The sequence below is a fragment of the Rathayibacter sp. VKM Ac-2759 genome, from assembly GCF_009834225.1.
Classification (GTDB): Bacteria; Actinomycetota; Actinomycetes; order Actinomycetales; family Microbacteriaceae; genus Rathayibacter.
Genome location: NZ_CP047176.1, coordinates 3878475 through 3902399, shown reverse-complemented (window position 1 = coordinate 3902399; position 23925 = coordinate 3878475). Strand labels below are relative to the sequence as shown.

Genomic DNA, 23925 nt, shown 5'->3' with positions numbered 1-23925 from the left:
CGGCCTCCGGTCCGACGGCGCTCCTCGCGCGTCAGTGCCGATCCTGGCACAGGAGTGCGGAGAACCGAAAGTCGACCGAAAATCTGCATCTTCTTGACGAGTGATCGGCCCCCTGTCTACCGTGAACCCGCAGAAAGTAGTTTCGGTCAGAGACGCAGTCCCGACCTGCACCGACACCCGTCAACGACGAAGGGAACATCCGCGATGAAGAGGAAGCACGCACGAGGCCTCGCCGCCGCCGTCCTGCTGGGAACGGCCGCCGCCGCGCTGACCGGCTGCGCGGGGGGCTCGGGAGGCGACTCCACCGACGCCGCCGGCGGCACCTACACGTTCTGGGACCCGTACCCCCAGTTCGACGAGACCTCCGACTGGTCGACGCTGATCGACTCGTGCGGCACCGAGGCCGGCGTCACCATCGAGCGGACCGGCTACGACACCACCGACCTCACCAACAAGGCGCTGCTCGCCGGTCAGCAGGGCAACTCGCCCGACCTCCTGCTCGTCGACAACCCCGTGGTCTCCACGCTCGCCGAGTCGGGCATCCTGACCACCACGGCCGACAACGGGCTCGACACCGGCGACATCGACGCGAACATCCTCGCGGCGGGCGAGATCGACGGCGACACCTACGGAGTCCCGATCGGCGCGAACACCCTCGCGCTCTACTACAACAAGACCGTCCTCGCGACGGCCGGTGTCGACGTCTCCTCGATCACCGACTGGGCGAGCCTCACCGACGCGCTCGCGAAGGTCACTGCCTCCGGGGGCAAGGGCATCACCTTCTCCGGCATCGGGACGGAGGAGGGCAGCTTCCAGTTCCTCCCGTGGTTCTGGGGCTCCGGCGCCGATCTCACCGAGCTCGACTCGGCCGACGCGGTCGACGCCGTCTCGCTCTGGACCGACTGGGTGAAGCAGGGCTACGCGCCCAACTCCGTCATCGGCAACACCCAGACCACGAGCTGGCAGGAGTTCGAGACCGGCGAGTACGCGTTCGGCGAGAACGGCACCTGGCAGCTCGCCAACGCGAAGGCGTCCGGCATCGACTACGGCATCCTCACCATTCCGGCGAAGGACGGCGGCTCGGCTCCCGCGCCGACCGGAGGCGAGTTCCTCACGCTCCCGGTGCAGAAGGACTCCGCGCGCTACGAGACCTCGAAGGCGATCGCCGAGTGCCTCACCTCGACCGACAACCTCGTGACCACCGACAACACGCTCTCCTACATCGCCCCGACCGCCGACGCCCAAGAGGCGCAGGTCGCCGAGAACGCCGACCTCGAGCCGTGGGTCACCGCCGTGCAGGCCGCGAAGGGCCGCACCTCGGACAACCTCGGCACGAAGTACCCGAAGATCTCGGAGCAGCTCTGGGGCGCGGTGCAGAACGCGCTGAGCGGCTCGCAGTCCCCCGAGGACGCCCTGAAGGCCGCGCAGTCGGCCGCCGCATCCGCCACGAAGTAGACCCGCCCGTCCGGCCGGCGCCCGTGCGCCGGCCGGACGGCGATCCGCGACACGATCGCTCGCGCGGTCAGGAGAGACCATGACCACATCCCTCGAGACGACGCGGCTCCTCGGCCGCCCCTCGTCCTCCGCCGCGGCGTCGGCGGTCGAGACGCCCCGCAGGAGACGGAGGCGACCCGAGGCAGGACAGCTCATCGCCTGGGCGTTCCTCGCCCCGCTCGTCGTCTACCTGCTCGTCTTCTACGCGTTCCCGCTCTACCGCAACCTCGAGCTGAGCCTGAAGGACTACACGGTCCGCTCGTTCGTGCAGGGCGACGCCGCGTTCATCTGGTTCGACAACTACCTCCAGGTGTTCCAGGATCCGACGTTCGGCCCGGCGCTGCTGCACACGGCAGTCTTCACCGGGGTGTCGATCGCGTTCCAGTTCACGCTCGGGCTCGCGCTCGCGGTCTTCTTCTACCGCCGGTTCCCGCTCGCGACGACCCTCCGCGCACTGTTCCTCGTGCCGTGGCTGCTGCCGCTGATCGTGTCGGCGTCGACCTGGTCGTGGATGCTGAACAGCGACTCCGGGATCGTCAACGCGTTCCTCGAGTCGTTCGGGATCGGGCAGATTAACTGGCTCACCTCCCCCTCGACGTCGCTGATCGCGGTGCTCATCGCGAACATCTGGATCGGGATCCCGTTCAACCTCGTGATCCTCTACTCCGGTCTGCAGAACATCTCGCAGGACCTCTACGAGGCCGCCTCGCTCGACGGCGCGACCGGCGCCCAGCAGTTCTGGCGCATCACGCTGCCGCTGCTGCGCCCGGTCTCGGCGATCACGATCCTGCTCGGCCTCGTCTACACGCTGAAGGTGTTCGACATCATCTGGATCATGACCAAGGGCGGCCCCGCCGACTCGTCGACCACGCTCGCCACCTGGACGTACCAGCTGGGCTTCGGCTCGATGCTGCCCGACTTCGGACCGGCGGCGGCGGTCGGCAACCTGCTGATCCTCCTCGCGCTCGTCTTCGGCCTCGTGTACATCCGCGTCCAGCGCAAGCAGGCCGACTCGTGACCGCGCGGCGCCCGTGGTGGCTGACTCTCGTGGGGATCGTGCTGACGGCGATCATGCTGTTCCCCGTCTACTGGATGATCAACGTCTCGCTCACGCCGACCGGGTCGATGCGCAAGGATCCGCCCGACTGGTTCCCCTTCTCGCCGACGTTCGCCGGCTACCAGGCCGTCGTGAGCGAGCAGCTGCCCTACCTCGGCACGAGCCTGATCGTGGGCCTGGGCACCGTGCTGCTGACCGTCGCGATCGCCGCGCCGGCCGCCTACTCGCTCGCGAAGCTGCGGCCGCGCGGCGGGCAGGGCCTCTCGTTCGTGCTGCTGATCGCGCAGATGATCCCGGCGATCATCATGGCGATGGGCTTCTACGCCATCTACCTCAACCTCGGGATGCTCAACTCGATCCCGGGCCTGATCGTCGCCGACTCGACCATCGCGGTGCCCTTCGGCGTGCTGATCTTCACGGCGTTCATGTCCGGGATCCCCGACGAGCTGACCCAGGCCGCCCGGATGGACGGCGCGAGCGCCTGGCGCACGTTCACCTCGGTGATCATGCCGATCAGCCGCAACTCGGTCGTCACGGTCTCGCTGTTCGCGTTCCTCTGGGCCTGGTCGGACTTCATCTTCGCGTCGACCCTCGACAGCGGCGGGAAGCTCCAGCCGATCACGCTCGGCATCTACAAGTACATCGGCAACAACAACCAGGAGTGGAACTCGATCATGGCGACCGCCGTGGTCGCCTCCATCCCGGCCGCCGTCCTCCTCGTCGTCGCTCAGCGGTACGTCTCGGCGGGTGTCACCGCCGGCGCCGTCAAGGACTGACCCCTCTCTAAGGAGACCTCCCGTGACCACCACTGCCACCACCACCGCCTCGGGCGGACCCGTCGCCCCGACGACCGGAGTGCTCCGGCCGCTGCGGCAGGACGAGATCCGCCTGACCGGCGGCTTCTGGAAGCACTACCAGGACCTGAACGCGCAGGCGGTGATCGGCCACTGCCTCTCGTGGATCGAGCGCGTCGGCTGGGCCGGCAACTTCGACCGCGCCTCGGCGGGCACTCTCTCGACCGAGGCGGGAGGCGACCAGCACGCGGGCATCGAGTTCGTCGACTCCGAGGTCTACAAGCTGCTCGAGGCGATGGCGTGGGAGCTCGGCCGCTCCGACGATCCGGAGCTCGAGGCGCGGTTCGACGACCTGGTGCTGCGCGTCGCGTCGGCGCAGGAGGCCGACGGCTACCTGCACACGAGCTTCGGCCGGCCGGGGCAGCCGGCCCGCTACTCGAACCTGGAGTGGGGGCACGAGCTGTACTGCTTCGGCCACCTGATCCAGGCGGCGGTGGCGCGACTGCGCACCGGGCACGACGACCTGCTGCCGGCGGTCGCGCGGCGCCTCGCCGACCACGTGTACCGGGAGTTCGGTCCGGAGGGGCGCGTCGCGGTCTGCGGGCACCCCGAGATCGAGCCGGCGCTCGCCGAGCTCTCGCGGGCGACGGGGGAGGGGCGGTACCTCGAGCTCGCCCGCCTCTTCGTCGAGAGGCGCGGAACGGGCACGCTCGGCCCGGTGCAGTACGGGCCCGAGTACTTCCAGGACGACGTGCCGGTGCGCGACGCCGAGGTGCTGCGCGGGCACGCGGTGCGGGCGCTCTACCTCGCCTCCGGAGCACTCGACGTGGCGGTCGAGACGGGCGACGCCGAGCTGGCCTCCGCCGTCGAGCGGCAGTGGGCGGCGACCGTGGCCCGCCGCACCTACGTCACCGGCGGCATGGGCTCGCACCACCAGGACGAGGCGTTCGGCGCCGACTACGAGCTGCCGCCCGACCGCGCCTACGCCGAGACCTGCGCGGCGATCGCCTCGAACATGCTCAGCTGGCGCCTTCTGCTCGGCTCGGACGACGCGAAGTACGCCGACCTCATCGAGCGGACCCTGCTGAACGCGGTGCTGCCCTCGACGCGGGAGGACGGCCGCGCGTTCTTCTACACGAACACGCTGCAGCAGCGGGTCGACGGAGTCGCGCCCGACGAGTCGGTCGAGACCGACCGCGCCCAGTCGAGCCTCCGCGCGCCGTGGTTCTGGGTGTCGTGCTGCCCGACGAACATGGCGCGCACGCTGGCGAGCGTCGAGCTCGGCTTCGCGACGGCGACCGACGACGGTGTGCAGCTGCACCAGTACGGCTCGTACCGGGTGAGCACGGGCGACGTCGTGCTCGAGGTCGAGACGGAGTACCCCTCGGACGGCGAGATCGTGGTGCGGGTGCTCGAGGGCGGCGAGTTCGCGCTGTCACTGCGGATCCCGCCGTTCGCGCGCGGTTCGGCGCTGCTCGACGGGGCGTCCGTCGACCCGGCGCTGTCGGTCGTGACCGTCCGGCTCTCGGCCGGCGACGTCGTGCGGCTCTCGCTGCCGATGACGGCGCGCTTCGTGACCCCGCATCCGCGCATCGACGCGGCGCGCGGGCAGGTCGCGGTGGAGCGCGGGCCGTTCGTGCTCGCTCTGGAGTCGGTCGATCTGCCGGACGGGCTCGACACCGAGCACGTCGTGGTCGACGCGTCCGTCGCGCCGGTGGCGACGCCCGACGGCGCGCGCGTCGCGTTGGAGCGCCGCGAGGCGACCGGCGACGGCTGGCCCTACGACGTCTCCGCGCGGGTCGGCGGGACGTTCGAGGCCGAGTACCGTCCGTACTACCGGTGGGCGAACCGCGGCCCGTCCACGATGCGGATCTGGACGCCGACGAGCTGAGAGCGCGCCTCGCGAGGCCCTCGCGCCCGACCGCGCAGGCGCACTCAGGGGTGGTCGACCGGCCTGGGGAGCGTGCCGTGCACGATGAGCCGCTCGAAGACGCGCTCCATGATGTCGGCGAGCTGAGCGAGGTCGTCGGTGTCGAGAGCATCGAGGAAGAGCGTCCTGACGAGACCGACGTGGGACGGCGTGGCCTCGCGGAGCGCCTCCCACCCCTCGGGAGTCAGGCGGACCTCGGTCGCGCGCCGGTCGTCGGCCGCCGCCGTGGTGGCGACCAGCGAGCGGCGCTGCATGCGGCGGACCTGGTGCGACGTCCGGCTGCGCTCCCAGCCGAGACGTGTGGCGAGCGCGGCCATGCGCATGCCTCCGGAGGGCTCGCTCGTGAGCGCGACGAGCACGTCGTAGTCCGCGAGGGAGAGATCGCTGTCGGCCTGGAGCTGCCGGTTCATCTCGTAGCGCAGCCGCAGCTGCACCTTCATGTAGGCGTACCAGGCGCGCACCTGGTCGTCGGTCATCATCGTGTAGGGGGATCCCGCGGGCGGTCCTCCCTGCTGCTCGCTGGTCACGCGCCTCCTGGAAGTTCGAGGCCCCAGTATCCCTCTCCTCGCCGGGCGGCGGATCTCCGCGGCACCCGTGTCCTCTGCGCGACTCCGGGAGGTCCGCCGGCCGACGGCGACTACGTCATCGCGCTGATGCGGGGGACCGCCGCGGATGCCATGCTCCACCGGGGGGTCGACGCGACCACCCGGTGAGGACCGACGTGACCCCCGCTCTCGACGCCGTCGACATCCGCAAGAGCTTCACGGCCGCGCGCCGCGGACCGGTCGTCGACGTGCTGCACGGTGTCTCGCTCGCCGTGGCCGCCGGCGAGATGGTGAGCGTGGTCGGACCGAGCGGATCGGGGAAGTCGACGCTGCTCTACTGCCTCGCCGGACTCGAGCGCCCGACGGCGGGCTCCGTGACGATCGCCGGGACCGACACGCGCGAGCTCTCCGGCCGCCGCCTCGCCGCGCTCCGGCGCAGCAGCCTGTCGTTCGTCTTCCAGTCCTACAACCTGGTCCCCTCCCTGACCGCGGCCGAGAACGTCGCGCTGCCCGCGCGGCTGGCCCGTCGGGCGGTGAGCACGGACCAGGTGGCCGCCGCTCTGGACGCGGTGGGCGTCCTGGCGGTGGCGGGGGAGCGGCCGCCCTTCCTGTCGGGTGGGCAGCAGCAGCGGGTGGCGATCGCGCGGGCGCTGTTGGCCGAGCCCGCCATCCTCTTCGCCGACGAGCCGACGGGGGCGCTCGACGCGGCGTCGGGCCGGGTGGTCCTCGACCTGCTCAGAGGGGTGAGGGACAGGGGCAGCGCGGTGCTGATGGTGACCCACGATCTCGAGTCGGCCGCGCGTGCCGATCGATCCGTCGTGATCCGCGACGGCAGGGTCCACCGCGAGCTCATCGGCCCCACGGCCGAGCAGCTCTTCGACGCGGTGGTCAGCGCCGACTGATGCTGACTCTGCTCCGATCCGATCTGCTGGGCGACCTGCGCCTGTGGTGGGGGACGTTCTTCGTGCTGGTGGCCGCCGGTGCGGTCGCGGGAGTCCCGGCGACCCTGGTCGAGACGGCGCTGACCGAGGAGGGATTCGTCCGTCTGGGGATCCTGGCGGTCGCGAGCACCGCTCTCGCGCTCTCGACGGTGAGTCTGGTGCTCGTGCTGTCCTCGACGGTGCGCACGCTCGTCGAGGTGCGCCGCCGGACCTTCGCGCTCTGGCTCGTCGTGGGGATGCAGCCGGCGCAGGTGGCCGTGATCGTCGTCTGCGAGGTGGCCCTCGTCGCGGCGGCGGGGGCGGTCGTCGGTGCGGCCGTGGCGTACGGGGTCTGCCCCGCTCTCGTCGGAACCCTGCTGGAGGGGTCCAGCGGGCTCGAGGAGGTGCGGCCGGTCCTGTCTCCCGGGTCCGCTCTGGCCGGCGGGCTGATCGTCGTCGTCGTCGCCGTGCTCGCCGCTCTTCCCCTCGCCAGGGAGGCCGGGTCGACGCCGGTCCTCTCCCTCCTGCGCGGAGAGCAGCCTCGCCGTGTCGGGCCGGTCCGCCGAGTGGTCGTCACCGTGCTCCTCCTGCTGGTCGCCGGCTCGATGTACGCCGGGCTCCCCGCCGCGCTGCCGACAGGGGCGTCGCAGTCGGTCCTCCTCGGACCTGTCCTGATCGCCGCCGCGGCGACGTCGGCCCCGCTCTTCATGCCGGCCCTGATCCGGGTGTGGACGGCGGTGATCCCCGCGCGGGCGTCCGTCGCCTGGTTCCTGGCCCGGGCGACGGTGATCACCTCGGCTCAGCGCAGCAGCGCCGCCGTCGTCGCGTTCCTCGTGGCGATCGGCCTCCCGTGGACCTTCCTCGTCGGTCAGCAGACCGTCGCGTCAGCGGTCTCCGGCGCGGGATCCGCGGTCGATCCGCGACCGCTCGCGCTGCTCATCGGCGGGCCGGCGCTGCTCGCGGCGGTCGGCGCCGCCGCGGGACTCCTCATGGCGAGCTCGAACCGGGAACGCGAGGACGCGCTCCTGGAGGTCGCGGGGGCCGACGACTCGGCACGCACGCTCACCTCCGCCTGGGAGGCGCTGATCTACGTCGTCACCGCCGGCATCGTCGCAGCGGTCATCGCCGTGGCCGTGGGCGCGGGCACGACGCTCCTCCTGACGTCCGTCGCGCCGGAGGTCCGCCCCGAGCTGGTTCCCGGAGTCGCCCTCGGGGTGACGCTCCTCTGCCTCGCTCTCGGGTGGATCGCGACTTTCGCCCCACGACTCGGACGGACCCGCGCGATCGTGGAGGTGCTGGGGGAGTCGTGACCCGCTGACGTGCGGGACGAGCGCGCGGATCCGGCCTCACAGGGGCCGGTCCGCCTGCTCGAGCGCATCCCGGAGCTGCGACCGGCTGGTGATCCCCAGCTTCGGGAAGGTCTTGTAGAGATGCGTGCTCACCGTCCTGTGCGACAGGTAGACCCTGTCGGCGATCTCCTTGTTGCTCATCCCGCGCGCGGCGAGAAGAGCGATCTGGCGCTCCTGCGGAGTGAGCAGCGAGACGGCTCCGCTCGCCGCCGCTCCCGGTCGCGGCGTCTCCCCCGCTGCCCGGAGCTCTGCCGCGGCCCTGTCCGCGAGAGGGCGTGCGGAGCTCGCGTCGAAGACGTGGAACGCCCGAGCGAGGTGCGGGCGCGCTTCCGCCGGTCGGCGCTCCCGGCGGAGCCACTCGCCGTACAGCAGGTGCGTCCGCGCCGACTCGAAGGGCGACTCGCTGAACTCGCCCGTCTTGATCGCCCGGTCGAAGTGCTCGGCGGTCGTGTCGCTCCGCCCCTCGGAGTCGGCGAGGAGTGCGCGGCAGCGATGCACCAGTGAGGCGAGGAACGCGGAGCGGTGCACGTGCGCGGCACGCTCCGCCCGATCGACGTTGTCGCGCACGGTGTCGGCTCGTCCCGCCCGCACTGCCGCCTCCGTGCGGTCGGCCACCGCCCAGAGGGCACGCGTGGGATGCACCGTCATGTGGGTGAACTCGATGAGCGCGTCGCGGTACCGGTTGTCGGCCATGGCGAGGATCCCGGCGGCCCACCGCGCGTCCGCGCTCGCCATCGCCAGCGGATGGATCTCGGACAGCTCCCGCTGCCGTCGGACGGCGTCCAGCGCGGCCCCGGCGTCGCCGAGCATCGCGTGGGCGCGGGCCGCGGTGGCGATGCACATGCCCTGCACGAGCGGCTGGGCCGTGTCGCCGGCCATCCGCGCGGCGAACTCGGCATCGGCCAGCCCCTCCACGACGCGTCCGCGCAGCAGCAGGATCGAGGCGCGTCCGCGAAGCGCCTGCGCCTCGTCGGCGGGCGCCCTGCGCTCGTGGAAGCGCTCGCGCGCCAGACTCCAGCACGTCAGCGCCGTCTCGAGGTCCTGGAGGGACTCCGCTGCGATCGCGAGGCTGAGCATGCCGATCGGCGTCTGGTCCAGCTCGGCCACCAGCTGCGGGAGCGCCGCCCGCACATCGTCCTCGATCTGCCCCATCGGAGCCATCAGCGCCAGGATGATCGGCTTCAGAGGATTCCGGGTGCGGATCGCGCGCGTCCGACGATCGATCCTCCGCCACTCCTCCGACGGGAGACCGCGCCCTCGCGCGGTCATCGCCGCCGCCCACAGCACCTCGATCCGCTTATCGGCGTTCTCGGGGCCCCCGAGCCGGGCGAGCGTGCGATCGATCTCCGCCGGCGAATGCCCGGTGAGGCCCGTCGTCAGGCTGAGACCGTTGCGGGTGAGGGCCAGGAGCGTGATCGTCGCGGGGCGAGTGGCGATCAGCTCCGCCTCCTCCACCGCCTCGAGCGCCTCGGCGCTCAGTCCCGCCGACCGCGCGACGTCGGCGGCCTGAGCCAGGCGGTCCGCGCGGTTCTCCTGCGAGACGGAGAGCTCGGCGGCCCGGCGGTAGGCGGCGGAGGACTCGACGAGCGCCCCTCGGAGGCGGGCGCGCCGTCCGGCCGCCTCGAGGTCCTCGGCGACGCTCTCGTCGCGCTCGAAGGTCGACGACGCTCTGTGCCACGCGGCGCGAGCCGGGTCGCGCAGGGTCTGCGCGAGGGCGGCGTGGGCGTCCTGCAGCTCCGCCGTCTGCGAGGCCCCCAGGACGGCGGCGCGCAGGAGCGGATGACGGAAGCGCGGCCGCTCGTCGACGATCCGCAGCAGGCCGGCGGCCTCGAGGGGGCCGAGGTCGCCGATGTCGAGGCCGAGGAGCCGCGCGGCTTCCAGCACGTCGAGCACGGTGGCGTCCTCCGCCACGGCGGCGAGCCGGAGCAGGGAGCGGCTCCGCTCCGGGAGCTCGCCGAACTGCCCGAGGAACGCCTGCTCGAGCCGCTGCGTGGTGGGCACGACACTGCGCAGCCCGTTCCTCCTGACCGGTCCCGTCATCGCGAGCGGGAGCTCGCGCAGGGCCAGCGGATTGCCGTCGGCCTCGCGGAGCACCCGGAGCCTCTGCGCCTCGTTCAAGCCCGCCGACACCCCGGCGAGGATCGCGCGCGACGCACCGTCGTCCAGCGGCTCGAGGACGAGCCGATCCAGAGGGGAGGTCGACCGCGCGCCGCTGCCCCACGAGGTGCGCGACGTCGCGAGCAGCGCGACGGGCGACTCCTCCAGCCGCAGGCCGATGAACTCGACGACGTGCCGCGTCGACGTGTCGATCCAGTGCAGGTCCTCCACCGCGATCAGCAGAGGGCTCGCCCTTGCCGCCTCCTCGAGCAGCCCCAGGGCGGCGATGCTGACCAGCAGCCGATCGGGTGCGGGCCCCTCCGCCAGCCCGAAGGCGGTGGCCAGCGCCTCGCGCTGCCGCACCGGCAGAGCATCCAGCCGGCGCAGGAGGGGACGCAGGAGCTCGTGCAGAGACGCGTACCCGGTCGGGGACGCCTGCTCGACGCCCGTGCAGCGGAGCACCCGGTACCCGGTGTCCTCCGCGTGGCGGGTCATCGCCGTCAGCAGTGCGGACTTGCCGATCCCCGGCTCTCCTTCGATCAGCACCGCCATCCCCGCGCTCCTGGCCGACTCGAGCGCGGAGGTCAGCAGAGCCACCTCGCGGTCCCGTCCGACGAGCACGGGCTCCTCGCCGCCGAACGCGGAGTTGAGTGACATGTCACCAGAGTAGGCGGCGACGTGCCGGCACTCAACCGCAGAGGTGCTGGTCGCGGGATACGTCAGAGCACGGATGACCCGAGCGACGCGGCCGAGCACCGTGGGGTCCGCGGAGTCGCCGCACCACATCTTCCAGGAGGCAGTCATGGCCGGAAATCCGAAGAACATCGCTCTCGAGCCCGCGGCGCAGGAGTTCGCCGAGGCGACATCGGCGCCGCCCTTCCTGTACGAACTGCCTCCGGAGGAGGGGCGCAAGGCCGTCGACTCCGTGCAGGACTCGCCGATCGACAAGCCCGAGGTGCAGGACGAGTGGCTCGAGATCGCCGGCGGGCCCACCGGCTCGGTGAAGCTGCGCATCGTGAAGCCGATCGACGCGACGGGCGATCTGCCCGTCGTCCTCTACCTCCACGGCGCGGGCTGGGTGTTCGGCGACGCCCACACGCACGACCGCCTCGTGCGGGACCTCGCGATCGGGTCGCGCGCGGCGGTCGTCTTCCCCGAGTACGACCGGGCGCCCGAGGCGGGATACCCGGTCGCGATCGAGCAGTCGTACGCGGCCGCGCAGTGGATCGTCGCCGAGGGTGCGAGCAGGGGCCTCGACGGCGGCCGCCTGGCCGTCTCGGGCGACTCCGTCGGTGGCAACATGGCGATCGCGCTGGCACTGCTCGCGAAGTCCCGTGGAGACGTGGCGTTCGCCAAGCTGGTGCTGTTCTACCCGGTGACGAACGCCGCGTTCGACACCGGGTCGTACGACGAGTTCGAGGTCGGCTACTTCCTCTCCCGCGAGGGGATGAAGTGGTTCTGGGATCAGTACACCACCGACGAGGCGCAGCGCGCCGAGATCACGGCCTCCCCGCTGCGGGCGGGTCTGGAGGAGCTCTCGGGGCTGCCCGACACCCTGATCATCACGGCCGAGGCGGACGTCCTCCGCGACGAGGGGGAGCAGTAGTTCGCCGCCCGTCTGCGCGAGGCCGGGGTCAGAGCGACCAATGCGCGATTCGGCGGGATCACCCACGACTTCGTCATGGTCAACTCGCTGCACGGCACCGAGGCCGCGAAGCACGCGATCTGGCTGGCGACGGCGTCGCTGAGCGACGCCTTCCGCTGAAGGACAGGGAGCGCGCCGTGCGGCGGAGTCGCGGTGACGACTCCGCCGCGCTAGCCCAGGGCCCGGACCGCCGTCTCCCAGAGGCGTTCGGCAGTGCCGGGGTCGATCGCGTAGCGGGCGACTCCGGTGCTGCGGCCCTCGCCGCTGTCCACGACCTCCGCCTCCTGGTTGTCCTCGAAGTACCGGCCGGTGACGCCCGCGAGAACGGGCGACGCCGCGAGCAGGACGGAGGTGGCCGCCCCCTGGGCCGGCGTCTTGAAGAAGTCCTGCTCGATGCGGCGGCCCTGCTCGTCCATCGCTCCCATCGCCCGCAGGGTGGCGTCGTCGAGGTGCCGCTGCAGGTTCGTGGTGATCCAGCCGGGCATCAGAGCGTTGGCGGTGATGCCCTCGGCGTTCCAGCGCTGAGCGATGCCTGTCGCGAGGAGCACGTCCGCGGTCTTGGACTGGGAGTAGGCGTTCCATCTGTCGTACGGTCGGCGGTCGTAGTGCAGGTCGTCGAGATCGACCTCTGCGCGCAGGTGAGCGGTCGAGCTCAGAACGACGACCCGGCTCTCACCGGTGTCGGCGAGTGCGCGGTGCAGGCCGCGCGCGAGTGCGAAGTGGCCGAGGTAGTTCGTCGCCAGCTGGAGCTCCCAGCCGTGACCGTCGAGGCGCCTGTCCGGGATCGCCATCACCCCGGCGTTCGCGACCAGGCCGTCGAGTCGTCCTTCCCATCCCGCGGTGAAGCGGGTGATGCTGGCGGCATCGGTGAGGTCGAGCTGCCGCAACTCGAGGCCGGTGCCGCTGGCCGTGTCCGGCAGCGACGCGGAGGCCGCTCCGGGGTCGCGCACTCCGGCGACGACTCGAGCGCCCCGTCGGGCCAGCGCGAGGGAGGTCTCGAGGCCGATGCCCGATGCTCCTCCTGTGACGACGTAGGCCCGGCCGGAGAGGTCGACGCCGGCGAGCACCTCGTCGGCCGTCGCCTTCGCGTCGAACTCGGTCCGGATCGGGGCGCTCGTCGCGATCCGTCCTGTCGGATTCGCCGAGCTCCGGAGGGCGGCGCGGTCGTCGGGGACGCGGGGGTCTGTGCTGGTGGGCATGGTCGTCAGCTTCCTGAGGGGTTCCCTCTCGCGGAGTATGTTTGATGATGATCAAACTGTTTCGATCATGGACTATTGTTTGAGATGTGTCAAACGATGTGCGAGCCGATCCGTTCCCCGTGCCTCCGGTCGAGTCCATCGACGTCGTCGCCCTGCTGAAGGCCCTCGCGGATCCCGTGAGGCTGACGGTCGTCACGCGTCTCGCCGACGGCGAGTACCACCCGTGCACGACGGAGGAGTACGGGCTGTCCCTCCACAAGTCGACTCTGTCGTTCCACTTCAAGACGCTGCGGGAGGCGGGTCTGACCGCCACGCGGGTGCGGGGACGCGACCATGCGGTCCGGCTGCGCATCGACGACCTGGATCAGCGCTTCCCCGGCCTCCTCGCCTCCGTCCTCCGCGCCGCCACCGGGCACGAGCGTCGCCGGACGTCTGCCGACTGAGCTCGTCCGCGAGTACCGTCACTCCGTCCTCGACACGCAGAACCGCACGCGGTACGTCACATGACGGTTGTCGACATCGGGTGCACGCGGGAGATTTCTCGGGTGACCGAGACGCAGGCGAGCCAGGAGAGCTTCTTCAGCCGGGAGGAGTGGGCCCTCGAGCGGCAGGCGATCCGCGACGTGGTCGACCGGTACGCGCACTGCGCCGACCGCCGGGAGCCCGAGGGGCAGGCGGCGGTCTTCGCGCCCGACGGCCGGGTCGTCCTGTACGAGGGCGACCCGAGTGCGAACGAGCCCCTTCGGACCATCACGGGGCGCGAGGAGCTGACGGCGACCTTCGCGCAGCTGATCGCCCAGTACGACGTGACGACCTATCTGAACGGGCAGTCGACGGTCGTCGCGACCGGCCGGCGCAGCGCGGTCGGCGAGACCTACTGCCTGGCTTCGCACCTCCTCCACGACGACGGCGAGCGCATCCTCCTGACCATGTCCCTCCGCTACCTCGACCGCTTCATCGCGATCGACGGCGCCTGGTTCATCGAGGAGCGCAGGCTCGTCTTCGACTGGGTCGACCGACGCGCCTCGCGGCCCTGACCCCACCACCGACGACACCGAACGGACGACGACGATGACCGATCAGATCGAGACCCTGATGACCGCGAACCTCCTCGAGGTGTTCGGCGAACGCGATCCCGTGCGGCGCCGGGAGGCCATCGAGCGCACCTACACCGAGGACGTCTCGTTCCTCGATCCCGACGAGATCGTCGACGGCTACGACGCCCTCGATGCGAAGGCGGGGAAGCTCCTCGAGGACGCTCCCGGCTTCGTCTTCTCGCCGGCCGGCCGGGTCTACGTCAATCACGACATGGGATACCTCGCCTGGAGCTTCGGGCCGGAGGGGCAGCCGCCCGTCGTGCGCGGACTCGACGCGTGCTTCATCCGCGACGGACGGATCGCGAAGGTCTACACCCTGCTCCTCGCCGAGTGACGGGGCTAGGCGTCGGTCGTGCGCTCGACGCGCGAGTCGGCGTCGGCCGCCGTCTCGATCGGCGCGCCCTCGACCGTCGCGCGGTCGGACTTCGAGCGGTCGCCGCGGGTCTTCACCAGGCTCGCGATGGTCGCGACCGCGATGGTCGTGCCGATGAAGGTCAGCGAGAACCAGATCGGGATCTCGGGCACCCACAGGAGCGGCCGGCCGCCGTTGATGAAGGGCACCTCGTTGACGTGCAGGGCGTGGAACACGAGCTTGACGGCGATGAAGCCGAGGATCACGGCCAGGCCCTGGCTGAGGTAGACGAGGCGCTCGAGGAGACCGCCGATGAGGAAGAACAGCTGACGCAGGCCCATCAGGGCGAACGCGTTGGCGGTGAAGACGATGTAGGCCTCGTTGGTCAGACCGTAGATCGCGGGGATCGAGTCGAGGGCGAAGACGAGGTCGATGAAGCCGATCGCGACGATCGTCAGCAGCATCGGGGTGACGAAGCGGCGGCCGTCCTTCTTCACGGTGAGCCGGTCGCCGTGGTACTCGTCGGTGACGGGGAGGATGCGGCGCACGAAGCGCATGAACGCGTTGTTCGAGGGGTCGCCGTGGTCGCCCTTGATCTGCTGGTAGGCGAGGACGAAGAGCAGGGCGCCGAAGAGGTAGAAGACCCACGAGAAGTTCTCGATCAGCGCGGCGCCCACGGCGATGAAGCCTCCGCGCATGATCAGTGCGATGACGATGCCGATCATCAGCACCTTCTGCTGGTAGATCTTCGGCACCGCGAAGCCGGTCATGATGATGAGGAAGAGGAAGAGGTTGTCGAGCGACAGCGCCTTCTCGGTGAGGTAGCCGGCGAAGTACTCGCCGCCGTAGCGCCAGTCGGAGACGAAGCCGATCCCGACGCCGAAGAGCAGCGCGAGGCCGATGTAGAAGGCCGACCAGCGGGCGGACTCGCCGATGGTCGGCTCGTGCGGCTTCCGCACGTGGGCGAAGAACTCGTAGACGAAGAAGGCGATCGTCACGGCGATCGTGATGAGCCAGACGGCGGGGGTGACCTGCACGGGGTACTCCAAGGGGTGGTCGACACGGGACCAAGGTCTCCTCCACTCCGGCCGACGACCTCGTGGAGGTGGTGGCGGAGCCGATGGCCCGGGACGCTCTGTCGCGTCCGTAATGACGGGCTCACCGCAGTCGGGAGTACTCCCCTTGCTGCCGTCGAGTTTACTCAGGAGGGCCGATGCCCGGACTGGGAGGGCGCCGAGAGCCGCGATCAAGGCGTGCTGGATCCAGACCGCTGTATATTGGATCCAGCGGCACCGCGTCGCGCGAGAGGTGACGGATGGCGATCCAGACGGTCCTCGGCCCGGTCGAGCCCGCGGGCCTCGGCGCCGTGTCGATGCACGAGCACCTGCTCACCGACGCGAGCGCGCTCCAGCGCCCCGGAGTCGAGCGGCGACTCGACCCCGACGCGCCCGTGACCGCCGAGCTCGCCGCGGCCCTGCGCTGGAGCCAGCTCGCCCTCGCCGACAACCTCCGCCTCGACGACCCCGAGCTGCTCGCCGAGGAGCTGCGGATCGGCGCCGCCTCGGGCCTGGGTGCCGCCGTCGACCTCAGCTCGCTCGGCTTCGGCCCCGACCACGAGCGCCTCCCGGCGCTGTCGCGCGCGAGCGGAGTAACCGTCATCGCCGGTTACGGCGCCTACCTCCCGCGCCTCCTGCCCGAGTGGTACCTCGCCCTCGACCTCGACGGCCGCACGACCCTCTTCGAGAACGCCCTCACCGACGCGATCCCCGGCGCCGGCTACCGCGCCGGGCTCCTCGGCCTGATGGGCACGACCGGCGCCTTCGCGACTCCGGACGGCGAGGAGGAGCGCCTCAGCCTCACCGCCGCCGCCCGCGCCGCCGCGGCGACCGGCTCCGCGATCACCGTGCGCCTCGCCGCCGACGCCCGCAACGGGCTCGAGGTGCTCGAGCACGTGCTCGCCGAGGGAGTCGACGCTTCCCGCGTCGTGTTCAGCACCGTGGACGAGTTCCTCGACCTCCCCTACCTCCGCGATCTCGGCCAGGCCGGCGCGGTGCTCGAGATGTGCTTCGGCAACGAGGGCGCGCACGTCGGCCGCATCCGGAACGCGAGCGACCCCCAGCGCCTCGACGCGCTGCTCGAGCTGCTCGGCACCGACCCGGACCTGCGCTGGGTGCTCGGCCACAGCACCTGGACCAAGGGCCAGCTGCGCCGTTTCGGCGGCCACGGCCTCGATCACCTGACCGCCCGCGTGCTGCCGGCGCTCGGCCACTTCGGAGTCGCCGACGACGTGCTGCACCGCATCAGCGTCGCCGAGCCGGCCCGCCTGCTCGACCGCCCCTGACACGCCAGCGACACGCCCCGATGAGAGAGACGCAGACCGCATGAGAGACACGCTCGCCCCCCTCGAGCCGATCGAGCCGTTCCTCGTGGACGGCGCCTGGCTCGCGCCCGAGGGCGCCGAGCTGCTCGACATCCTCGACCCCGCGACGGAGGAGCTGCTCACGCGGGTCCCGCAGGCCGGACCCGCCGAGATCGACGCGGCCGTCGCCTCCGCCCGCCGCGCGCACGAGGACGCACGCTGGAGCGGGATGAACCCGCACGACCGCAGCCGCATCCTGAACCGCGTCGCCGACCTGATCGAGGAGCGCCTCGAGGAGCTGGCGGTGCTCGAGACCCGCGACAACGGCAAGCCGATCGAGCGCTCCCGCGCCGACACCGCGACCTCGGCGCGCGTGTTCCGCTACTACGCCGGCGCGCCCTCGCGCCTCACCGGAACGGTGGTCCCGGTCGACGGCGGGCAGCACCACGTCTACACGACGCTCGAGCCGGTCGGAGTCGCGGCGCTCATCCTCCCGTGGAACTTCCCGATCATGACGGCCGCGTTCAAGCTCGCGCCGGCGCTCGCCGCGGGCTGCACCGTCGTGGTGAAGCCGGCCGAGCAGACTCCGCTGACGATGCTCCGGCTCGCGGCGCTGTGCGAGGAGGCGGGGGTCCCCTCCGGAGTCGTCAACGTGCTCACCGGGGACGGCCGCGTCGGCGCGGCGCTGACCGTGCACCCCGACGTCGACAAGGTCTCGTTCACCGGCAGCACCGAGGTCGGCCGGAAGGTGATGACCGCCGCTTCGGCCGACTTCAAGCGCCTGACCCTCGAGCTCGGCGGCAAGAGCCCGAACATCGTGTTCGAGGACGCGGATCTCGACGCCGCCGTGCTCACCGCGATGCGCGCCTCCTTCGGCCACTCGGGCCAGATGTGCACGGCGGGCAGCCGGCTGCTGGTGCAGCGCTCGATCCTCGAGGAGACGACGGAGCGGCTCGCCGCGGCCGTGCGCCGCGTCGCGCTCGGCGACGGACTCGCCGGGGGAGTGACCGTCGGCCCGCTCGTGTCGGAGGAGCAGCGGCAGCAGGTGCTCGGCTACATCGCGAAGGGCCAGGAGGAGGGCGCGGTCGTCGCGGTCGGCGGCGGCGTTCCCGATCGCCCCGGCTACTACGTCGAGCCGACCCTGTTCACCGGAGTCACGAACTCGATGACCATCGCGCGCGAGGAGATCTTCGGCCCGGTCGTCGGCATCATCCCGTTCGACGACGAGGACGACGCGGTGCGGATCGCCAACGACCAGAGCTACGGCCTCGCCGCGGGAGTGTGGACCCGCGATCTGTCGCGCGCGCACCGGCTCGGACGGCGCCTGCGCGCGGGCACCGTCTGGGTCAACACGTACAACCTGTTCGATCCCGCGCTGTCGTTCGGCGGCGTGGGCGAGTCGGGCCTCGGCCGGGACCTCGGCGAGGAGGCGCTGCGCTCGTTCTGCGAGTCGAAGAGCGTCGTCATCGCGCTCTGAGGGCCGCCCCCTCGCGGAGGGAATCGGTTCTCCGTCCGGACACCGCTACCGCTGATCGAGTAGCCCGCGCAGCGGGCGTATCGAGATCCACCAGCGTCGGAAGCCGGGTCTGCAGAACCCCCTGCTGACGGACGGGGGTCTCGATACGCCGCCTGCGGCGGCTACTCGACCAGCAGGCAGGCAGGCAGGCAGGGCTGGCGGGCGGGCGGGCAGGCGGCAGGGCTGGCAGGCAGGGCTGGCGGGCAGGGCTGGCGGGCGGGCGGGCAGGCGGCAGGGCTGGCAGGCAGGGCTGGCGGGCGGGCGGGCAGGCAGGGCTGGCGGGCAGGCGGGCAGGCTGGCAGGCAGGGCTGGCGGGCAGGCTGGCGGGCGCACCTTCTTCCTCGCCGTCGAGAACGGCTACTCGACCAGCGGGCCGACGGGCGGGCGTCACACGGCTACGCACGGCGGCGGGCGCGCGGCGGGCGTGGGTAGCGTGAGGCCATGTCAGTCGACCGCATCCCCACCTCCCACGCCGGCAGCCTGCCGCGCACTCCCGCGCTGATCGCCGCCAACGAGGCGCGCCGGATCGCCGAGGACGGCTTCACGCTCGAGCGCACCCCGGAGTTCGACGAGCTGCTCGCGAGCGCCGTCGACGAGCTCGTCCGCCGGCAGGACGCGGTCGGCATCACGATCCCGGGCGACGGCGAGTTCGGCAAGGCGATGTCGAGCGCGGTCGACTACGGCGCGTGGTGGTCGTACTCGTTCCAGCGCGTCGCGGGCCTCTCGGTGACGGAGGAGTCGATCTTCAGCTCGCAGCCCGTCCGCTCCGAGCCGGGGCACGTGCGCCTCACCTCGTTCCCGGACCGTCGCGACTGGACGCTCTTCCGAGACGCCTACTCCGACCCCGACAGCGGCATCTCGACCGGGAAGAACGCGACCGCGTTCCCCTCGACCACCGGGCCGCTGCGCTACATCGGCCAGGAGGCGGTGGCGACCGACGCCCGCAACCTGCGCAGGGCGCTCGACGACGCCGGCATCGCCGACGGCTTCATCACCTCGCTCTCGCCGGGCAGCGGGGCGCGCATCCACAACGCGCACTACGCCACCGAGGAGGAGCACATCTGGGCGTGGGCCGACGTGCTCCGCGAGGAGTACCGGGCGGTGATCGACGCGGGCCTGATCCTGCAGATCGACGACCCCTCGATCGCCGAGAACTGGGACCAGATCAACCCCGAGCCCTCGATCGAGGACTACCGCGCCTTCACCCGCATCCGCGTCGAGGCGCTCAACCACGCGCTGCGCGGCCTCCCGCAGGACCGCATCCGCTTCCACCTCTGCTGGGGCAGCTGGCACGGACCGCACACCACCGACATCGAGTTCCGGCACATCGTCGACCTGATGCTCGGGATCGACGCCGGCTCCTACTCCTTCGAGGCCGCGAACGCGCGCCACGAGCACGAGTGGACGGTCTGGGAGGACGTGGCGCTGCCCGACGGCAAGGTGATCGTGCCCGGAGTCGTGGGGCACGCCACGAACGTGGTCGAGCACCCCGAGCTGGTCGCGCAGCGCCTCGAGCGCTTCGCCTCGGTGGTCGGACGCGAGAACGTCGTCGCCGCGACCGACTGCGGACTCGGCGGGCGCATCCATCCGCAGATCGCCTGGGCGAAGCTCGAGTCGCTGGCCCGCGGCGCGGAGCTCGCCTCGGCGCGACTCTGGCGCTGAGCCCTCGCGGGCTAGGCGCCGAGCGGGTAGCGGATCGCGTCGGCCGCCGCGAAGGCGAACCAGACCGGGTCGCCGACGGCCAGGTCGAGGGCGGCGGCCGTGCCGGGGGCGAGGTCGGCGGCGAGCCCGGCCGAGCGCACGCGGACGACGTCGCCGCGGGGCTCGATGTCGGTGACGACACCGGGCAGCACGTTCTCGGCGGTGGGAGCGGCGCCCGTCGAGACCGTCACGCGGCCGGGGCTCACGGCGACGGCGGCCGGGCGCCCCTCTGCGATGTCCTCGCCGGGGGAGGCGACGACCACCCCGGAGTCCGTCAGCAGGCCGGTCCCGCCGTGCGCGGCTCCGGTGAGCAGGTCGAGGGCGACGAGGTTCGCGGTGAACGGCGTGGTCGGCCGGTCGAGGACGGCACGGGTCGGGCCCGCGTCGACGATGCGGCCGCGCTCGAGCACGATCACCCGCCCGGCGAGGGTGTAGGCGTCGAGCACGTCGTGGGTGACGATCACCGCGGTCCGGTCGGCGAGCACCTCGCGCAGCAGTCGCCGGAGGGCGGGGGCGACCGAGACGTCGAGAGCGGCCATCGGCTCGTCGAGCAGGAGGAGCGCGGGCTCGGCGGCGAGGGCGCGCGCGACCGCGATCCGCTGCGCCTGGCCGCCCGAGAGCTGGGCCGGCCGGCGGGCCGCGAGGTCGGAGGCGCCGACGCGCGCGAGCCACTCGTCCGCGCGGGCGCCGGCGGTCGCCCGCGACGCTCCGCTGCTCCGCGGGCCGAACGCGACGTTGTCGCGTGCGCTGAGGTGCGGGAAGAGCAGGGCGTCCTGGGCGAGCAGCGCCACTCCGCGGTCGTGCGGCGGTCGCCACCGGCTCGGCCCGCGGGCGGCGAGGTCGAAGAGCACCCGGCCGTTCAGCGTCGCGCGCCCGGCGTCGGGCACCAGCAGGCCGGCGAGCACCGACAGCAGGGTCGACTTGCCCGCGCCGTTGGGTCCGAGGATCGCGACGGTCTCGCCCTCGTCGATCGAGAGCTCCACGTCGACTCCGCGGGCGGCGAGCGCGGCGCCGAACTCGAGCATCACGAGCGGACCCGGGTCTCGCCGACGCGGTGGGCGAGCGCGACGACCGCGACGGCGAACACGACGAGCACCAGCGACAGCGCGACGGCGGTATCGGGGCTCGTCTCGCGCTGCAGGTAGATCTCGAGCGGGAGCGTGCGCGTCACGCCCTGCAGCGATCCGGCGAAGGTGAGGGTCGCGCCGAACTCGCCGAGCGCGCGCGCGAACGACAGCACGGCTCCCGAGACGAGCGCCGGCAGCACCAGCGGCAGCGTGACGCGCCGGAGCACCGTGGTCGGCCGTGCGCCGAGGGTCGCCCCGACGGCCTCGTACCGGGTGCCGACCGTGCGCAGCGCCCCCTCGAGGCTGAGCACCAGGAACGGGAGGGCGACGAAGGTCTGCGCGAGCACCACCGCGGTGGTCGAGAACGCGATGCTGACGCCGAGCACCTCCAGCGACTGCCCGAGCAGGCCGCGGCGGCCGAACGTGTAGAGCAGCGCGATGCCTCCGACGACGGGCGGCAGCACCAGGGGCAGCAGCACCAGGGCGCGCAGGATCCGCTGCCCGCGGAAGCGCGTGCGGGCCAGCACGACCGCCATCGGCACGCCGAGCAGCAGGCAGAGCAGGGTGGCGGTGAGGGAGGTGCGCAGGCTCAGCGCGAGAGCGTCGAGCGACGCCTCGGAGGTGATCAGGGGGAGGAACTCGGCCCAGTCCACCCGGGTGATCATCGCGACCAGCGGCAGCACCACGAAGGCGCCGCCGACGACCGCGACGGCGATCACCCAGCGCGGGACGCCCGGTGTCACGGCGCGCCGAAGCCCGCGGACGCGAGCACTCGCCGCCCGGCGTCTCCGCTGACGAAGTCGACGAACGCCTGCGCGGTGGCGCTCGACCCGGCCAGGGGCGCGATCGGGTAGGTGTTGACCGCCTCGGACGACTCGGCGAAGCCGATGCCCTCGACGGCGTCGCCCGCGGCGAGCACGTCGGTGACGTAGACGAGACCGGCGTCGGCCTCACCACTGGTCACCTTGCCGAGCACGTCGGTGACCGACGACTCCTCGCTCACCGGCGCGAGATCGACTCCCGCCGCCGTCTCGACCGTGACGGTCGCGGCACCGCACGGCACCCGGGGGGCGCAGACCACGGTCTTCACACCCGCTCCGGCGAGGTCGGCGAAGGAGGCGATGCCCGCCGGGTTGCCCGGGGGCACCGCGATCTCGAGCACGTTGGTCGCGAAGTCGACGGGCGCGGAGGCGTCGACGAGGCCGCTGTCGGTCAGCTCCGCCATGGTCTTCTCGTCCGCCGACGCGAAGACGTCGGCGGGCGCCCCCTCGGTGATCTGGGTCACGAGGTCGGAGGAGCCGGCGAAGGCGAGCTCGACGGTGACCCCGGGGTTCGCGGCCTCGAACTCGTCGGCGAGCTCGGTGAAGGCGCCCTTGAGCGAGGCGGCGGCGAAGACGGTGATCGCGCCGTCGGTCGCCGTGGCCGGTGACGCCGGGCTGCTCGCGCACGCGGTGAGGCCGAGCGCGGCGGCTCCCGCGAGCAGGGCGGTGGCGAGGGCCCGGGAGGCGGTCACGCGGCTACGCCTTCCCGGCGGGGGTCTCGATCATGACGGTCGTCGCCTTCACGACGGCGATCGCGATCGAGCCGGGCTCGAGGCCGAGCTCGCGCACGGCCTCGCTGCTCATCAGCGAGACGATGCGGTGCGGGCCGCACTGCAGCTCGACCTGCGCCATGACGGTGTCGGCGACGACCTCGGTCACGACTCCGACGAGCCGGTTGCGCGCCGAGCGGCCGATCTCGGACGGGTCGGCGGGGAGGACCGCGTTCCTCCGCGCCAGCTCGGCGACGGCCAGAGCGTCGACGACGCCGCGGCCGGCTCCGTCCTTCTCGCTCTCGACCACTCCGAGGTCGATCCACCGGCGGACGGTGTCGTCGCTGACCCCGAGGAAGTGCGCGGCGTCCCGGATCCTCAACTGCGGCATGAGGACTAGTCTACTGCCGCATCCGCGGAGGTGTCAGTCGTCGAGCGAGCGCTTGAACTGCTCCGCCCTCAGCTTCTCCTGGCCGCGGAGGCTCAGCTGCGGATCGTTCTTCACGTCGAAGCGGACCGCTCCGGTCCTCGGGTCGACCTCGACCTTCACGACGGCGCCCGCGTCGGGCGGCCAGAAGTCGGTGACCCAGCGCGGCTCGTCGATCTTCGCGCGCCGCACCGATCCGTCGGCCCGCGTCACGTCGGCCGACCACTCGCGCGTCGGGGTCAGCCCGTCGCTCGAGACCCGCTTGATGTGCACCAGCAGGATCGTCGCGATCGCCGGCTCCCAGGCTCGTCTCCCGAACACGCTGCACTCCTTCGTCGCGAGCGCTCATCGTCCCGCGGGCGCGCTCGGGCGTCGAGATCCCCGATCGGGTGCGGCGCGCGATCGATCCGTCACGGACGGTCGCCCCGACGCGATCGAGGGAGCCGTTCGCGACGGATCGGCGCACCGCTCGTTCCCGGGCCGGACGCGTCGCGTTCGCCGGGCGCGCCTAGGGTCGGCGACGTGGAGCGGGTCGTGGAGCACGAGAGCGTCGTGATCCCGGTCGCGTCCCTCGTCCTGGCCTGCGGCGCCGCGGTGGCGCTCGGAGTCGCGCCGCGGATCGCGGACGTCGAGCTGCTCTTCTCGCTCGCCCGGCTGATCGGCTGGCTGCTCGTCGTCTGGTCGGCCGTCCTCGGCGGGGGCTGCGCGGTGCGCCTCCTCGTGTGCGCGTGGACGCGCGAGCCGGTGCCGCACCTCGAGGTCGTGGTCACCGCGGCCGCACTGGTGCTGGTCGCGGCGGTCGTCGCGGTGCACCCGCTCGGCGGCAGCGGATCCGCCTAGGGGAG

General features: G+C 72.1%; 23 protein-coding genes. 14 read left to right on the top strand and 9 right to left on the bottom strand.

All coding sequences use genetic code 11. The features are described 5' to 3' along the window. Window positions 1-204 precede the first annotated feature (204 nt). The 4 genes from GSU68_RS18155 to GSU68_RS18140 all read left to right on the top strand — a co-directional run bounded on the left by GSU68_RS18155 (window position 205) and on the right by GSU68_RS18140 (window position 5236). On the top strand, window positions 205-1455 hold the full coding sequence (locus tag GSU68_RS18155) for an extracellular solute-binding protein (RefSeq protein ID WP_159910027.1): 1251 nt from the start codon (window positions 205-207) through the stop codon (window positions 1453-1455). Between the two features lie 79 nt (window positions 1456-1534). After that, window positions 1535-2512 carry a sugar ABC transporter permease gene (locus tag GSU68_RS18150; RefSeq protein ID WP_159910026.1) on the top strand — a complete coding sequence of 326 codons (978 nt, stop codon included), beginning with the start codon at window positions 1535-1537 and terminating at the stop codon, window positions 2510-2512. Further along, window positions 2509-3327 (top strand): carbohydrate ABC transporter permease, encoded by an 819-nt coding sequence (locus GSU68_RS18145; protein ID WP_159910025.1) that lies wholly within the window; start codon window positions 2509-2511, stop codon window positions 3325-3327. Before GSU68_RS18150 ends, GSU68_RS18145 begins: the two co-directional genes overlap by 4 nt. Before the next feature lie 22 nt (window positions 3328-3349). Beyond that, entirely contained in the window at window positions 3350-5236 is a 1887-nt protein-coding gene (locus GSU68_RS18140) for a beta-L-arabinofuranosidase domain-containing protein (RefSeq protein ID WP_159910024.1), read from the top strand. 44 nt (window positions 5237-5280) lie between these two features. Here GSU68_RS18140 and GSU68_RS18135 read toward each other — a convergent pair whose 3' ends face one another. Next, complete coding sequence (locus GSU68_RS18135; RefSeq protein WP_244259338.1) at window positions 5281-5802, bottom strand: MarR family winged helix-turn-helix transcriptional regulator; 522 nt, start codon at window positions 5800-5802, stop codon at window positions 5281-5283. Between the two features lie 194 nt (window positions 5803-5996). On the opposite strand from GSU68_RS18135, the gene GSU68_RS18130 reads away from it, so the two are divergent. Together GSU68_RS18130 and GSU68_RS18125 are read left to right on the top strand one after the other, a co-directional pair. Next, complete coding sequence (locus GSU68_RS18130; protein ID WP_159910023.1) at window positions 5997-6722, top strand: ABC transporter ATP-binding protein; 726 nt, start codon at window positions 5997-5999, stop codon at window positions 6720-6722. Beyond that, window positions 6722-8050, top strand: a complete 1329-nt coding sequence (locus tag GSU68_RS18125) for an FtsX-like permease family protein (protein WP_159910022.1) — start codon at window positions 6722-6724, stop codon at window positions 8048-8050. Before GSU68_RS18130 ends, GSU68_RS18125 begins: the two co-directional genes overlap by 1 nt. A gap of 36 nt (window positions 8051-8086) precedes the next feature. Here the strand turns inward: GSU68_RS18125 and GSU68_RS18120 are convergent, their stop codons facing one another. Then, window positions 8087-10843 carry a LuxR family transcriptional regulator gene (locus tag GSU68_RS18120; RefSeq protein WP_159910021.1) on the bottom strand — a complete coding sequence of 919 codons (2757 nt, stop codon included), beginning with the start codon at window positions 10841-10843 and terminating at the stop codon, window positions 8087-8089. A 145-nt stretch (window positions 10844-10988) separates the two neighbouring features. Between GSU68_RS18120 and GSU68_RS18115 the strand changes: the two genes are divergently transcribed. Beyond that, window positions 10989-11792, top strand: a complete 804-nt coding sequence (locus GSU68_RS18115) for an alpha/beta hydrolase (RefSeq protein ID WP_244259337.1) — start codon at window positions 10989-10991, stop codon at window positions 11790-11792. 209 nt (window positions 11793-12001) lie between these two features. On the opposite strand, the gene GSU68_RS18110 is transcribed toward GSU68_RS18115, so the two are convergent. Then, window positions 12002-13030 carry an SDR family NAD(P)-dependent oxidoreductase gene (locus GSU68_RS18110; protein WP_159910020.1) on the bottom strand — a complete coding sequence of 343 codons (1029 nt, stop codon included), beginning with the start codon at window positions 13028-13030 and terminating at the stop codon, window positions 12002-12004. An 86-nt stretch (window positions 13031-13116) separates the two neighbouring features. Here GSU68_RS18110 and GSU68_RS18105 point away from each other — a divergent pair, with 86 nt between their 5' ends. The 3 genes from GSU68_RS18105 to GSU68_RS18095 all read left to right on the top strand — a co-directional run bounded on the left by GSU68_RS18105 (window position 13117) and on the right by GSU68_RS18095 (window position 14461). Further along, a complete protein-coding gene (locus tag GSU68_RS18105; protein ID WP_244259336.1) occupies window positions 13117-13473 on the top strand; it encodes a helix-turn-helix domain-containing protein in 357 nt (118 codons plus the stop codon). A 102-nt stretch (window positions 13474-13575) separates the two neighbouring features. Continuing rightward, a complete protein-coding gene (locus GSU68_RS18100; RefSeq protein WP_159910019.1) occupies window positions 13576-14067 on the top strand; it encodes a nuclear transport factor 2 family protein in 492 nt (163 codons plus the stop codon). A 34-nt stretch (window positions 14068-14101) separates the two neighbouring features. Beyond that, on the top strand, window positions 14102-14461 hold the full coding sequence (locus GSU68_RS18095) for a nuclear transport factor 2 family protein (RefSeq protein ID WP_159910018.1): 360 nt from the start codon (window positions 14102-14104) through the stop codon (window positions 14459-14461). A gap of 5 nt (window positions 14462-14466) precedes the next feature. Here the strand turns inward: GSU68_RS18095 and GSU68_RS18090 are convergent, their stop codons facing one another. Then, window positions 14467-15516 carry a TerC family protein gene (locus tag GSU68_RS18090; protein WP_159910017.1) on the bottom strand — a complete coding sequence of 350 codons (1050 nt, stop codon included), beginning with the start codon at window positions 15514-15516 and terminating at the stop codon, window positions 14467-14469. A gap of 278 nt (window positions 15517-15794) precedes the next feature. Between GSU68_RS18090 and GSU68_RS18085 the strand changes: the two genes are divergently transcribed. The 3 genes from GSU68_RS18085 to GSU68_RS18075 all read left to right on the top strand — a co-directional run bounded on the left by GSU68_RS18085 (window position 15795) and on the right by GSU68_RS18075 (window position 20016). Next, window positions 15795-16820 (top strand): phosphotriesterase, encoded by a 1026-nt coding sequence (locus tag GSU68_RS18085; protein WP_159910016.1) that lies wholly within the window; start codon window positions 15795-15797, stop codon window positions 16818-16820. Window positions 16821-16860: 40 nt separating this feature from the next. Beyond that, window positions 16861-18315, top strand: a complete 1455-nt coding sequence (locus GSU68_RS18080; protein ID WP_159910015.1) for an aldehyde dehydrogenase family protein — start codon at window positions 16861-16863, stop codon at window positions 18313-18315. A 480-nt stretch (window positions 18316-18795) separates the two neighbouring features. Further along, window positions 18796-20016: a cobalamin-independent methionine synthase II family protein gene (locus GSU68_RS18075; protein WP_159910014.1), complete on the top strand. Its 1221-nt coding sequence runs from the start codon at window positions 18796-18798 to the stop codon at window positions 20014-20016. A gap of 11 nt (window positions 20017-20027) precedes the next feature. Here the strand turns inward: GSU68_RS18075 and GSU68_RS18070 are convergent, their stop codons facing one another. Genes GSU68_RS18070 through GSU68_RS18050 form a run of 5 tightly spaced genes read right to left on the bottom strand, consistent with a single transcriptional unit; the run spans window position 20028 to window position 23401 of the window. Beyond that, window positions 20028-21080, bottom strand: coding sequence for an ABC transporter ATP-binding protein (locus tag GSU68_RS18070; protein WP_159910383.1), 1053 nt, complete (start codon window positions 21078-21080; stop codon window positions 20028-20030). After that, window positions 21080-21865, bottom strand: a complete 786-nt coding sequence (locus GSU68_RS18065; protein WP_244259335.1) for an ABC transporter permease — start codon at window positions 21863-21865, stop codon at window positions 21080-21082. Before GSU68_RS18065 ends, GSU68_RS18070 begins: the two co-directional genes overlap by 1 nt. Continuing rightward, window positions 21862-22635, bottom strand: a complete 774-nt coding sequence (modA, locus tag GSU68_RS18060; RefSeq protein WP_159910013.1) for a molybdate ABC transporter substrate-binding protein — start codon at window positions 22633-22635, stop codon at window positions 21862-21864. Before modA ends, GSU68_RS18065 begins: the two co-directional genes overlap by 4 nt. 4 nt (window positions 22636-22639) lie before the next feature. Then, on the bottom strand, window positions 22640-23044 hold the full coding sequence (locus GSU68_RS18055) for a TOBE domain-containing protein (RefSeq protein ID WP_159910012.1): 405 nt from the start codon (window positions 23042-23044) through the stop codon (window positions 22640-22642). Between the two features lie 33 nt (window positions 23045-23077). Continuing rightward, complete coding sequence (locus GSU68_RS18050) at window positions 23078-23401, bottom strand: hypothetical protein (protein WP_159910011.1); 324 nt, start codon at window positions 23399-23401, stop codon at window positions 23078-23080. Window positions 23402-23602: 201 nt separating this feature from the next. On the opposite strand from GSU68_RS18050, the gene GSU68_RS18045 reads away from it, so the two are divergent. Then, window positions 23603-23920: a hypothetical protein gene (locus GSU68_RS18045; RefSeq protein WP_159910010.1), complete on the top strand. Its 318-nt coding sequence runs from the start codon at window positions 23603-23605 to the stop codon at window positions 23918-23920. Window positions 23921-23925: the final 5 nt, after the last annotated feature.

Coding starts and splice junctions, on each gene's coding strand:
- GSU68_RS18155 (WP_159910027.1), top strand. CDS start 205: ATGAAGAGGAAGCACGCACGAGGCCTCGCCGCCGCCGTCCTGCTGGGA.
- GSU68_RS18150 (WP_159910026.1), top strand. CDS start 1,535: ATGACCACATCCCTCGAGACGACGCGGCTCCTCGGCCGCCCCTCGTCC.
- GSU68_RS18125 (WP_159910022.1), top strand. CDS start 6,722: ATGCTGACTCTGCTCCGATCCGATCTGCTGGGCGACCTGCGCCTGTGG.
- GSU68_RS18120 (WP_159910021.1), bottom strand. CDS start 10,843: ATGTCACTCAACTCCGCGTTCGGCGGCGAGGAGCCCGTGCTCGTCGGA.
- GSU68_RS18115 (WP_244259337.1), top strand. CDS start 10,989: ATGGCCGGAAATCCGAAGAACATCGCTCTCGAGCCCGCGGCGCAGGAG.
- GSU68_RS18110 (WP_159910020.1), bottom strand. CDS start 13,030: ATGCCCACCAGCACAGACCCCCGCGTCCCCGACGACCGCGCCGCCCTC.
- GSU68_RS18095 (WP_159910018.1), top strand. CDS start 14,102: ATGACCGATCAGATCGAGACCCTGATGACCGCGAACCTCCTCGAGGTG.
- GSU68_RS18085 (WP_159910016.1), top strand. CDS start 15,795: ATGGCGATCCAGACGGTCCTCGGCCCGGTCGAGCCCGCGGGCCTCGGC.
- GSU68_RS18080 (WP_159910015.1), top strand. CDS start 16,861: ATGAGAGACACGCTCGCCCCCCTCGAGCCGATCGAGCCGTTCCTCGTG.
- GSU68_RS18075 (WP_159910014.1), top strand. CDS start 18,796: ATGTCAGTCGACCGCATCCCCACCTCCCACGCCGGCAGCCTGCCGCGC.
- GSU68_RS18070 (WP_159910383.1), bottom strand. CDS start 21,080: ATGCTCGAGTTCGGCGCCGCGCTCGCCGCCCGCGGAGTCGACGTGGAG.
- GSU68_RS18055 (WP_159910012.1), bottom strand. CDS start 23,044: ATGCCGCAGTTGAGGATCCGGGACGCCGCGCACTTCCTCGGGGTCAGC.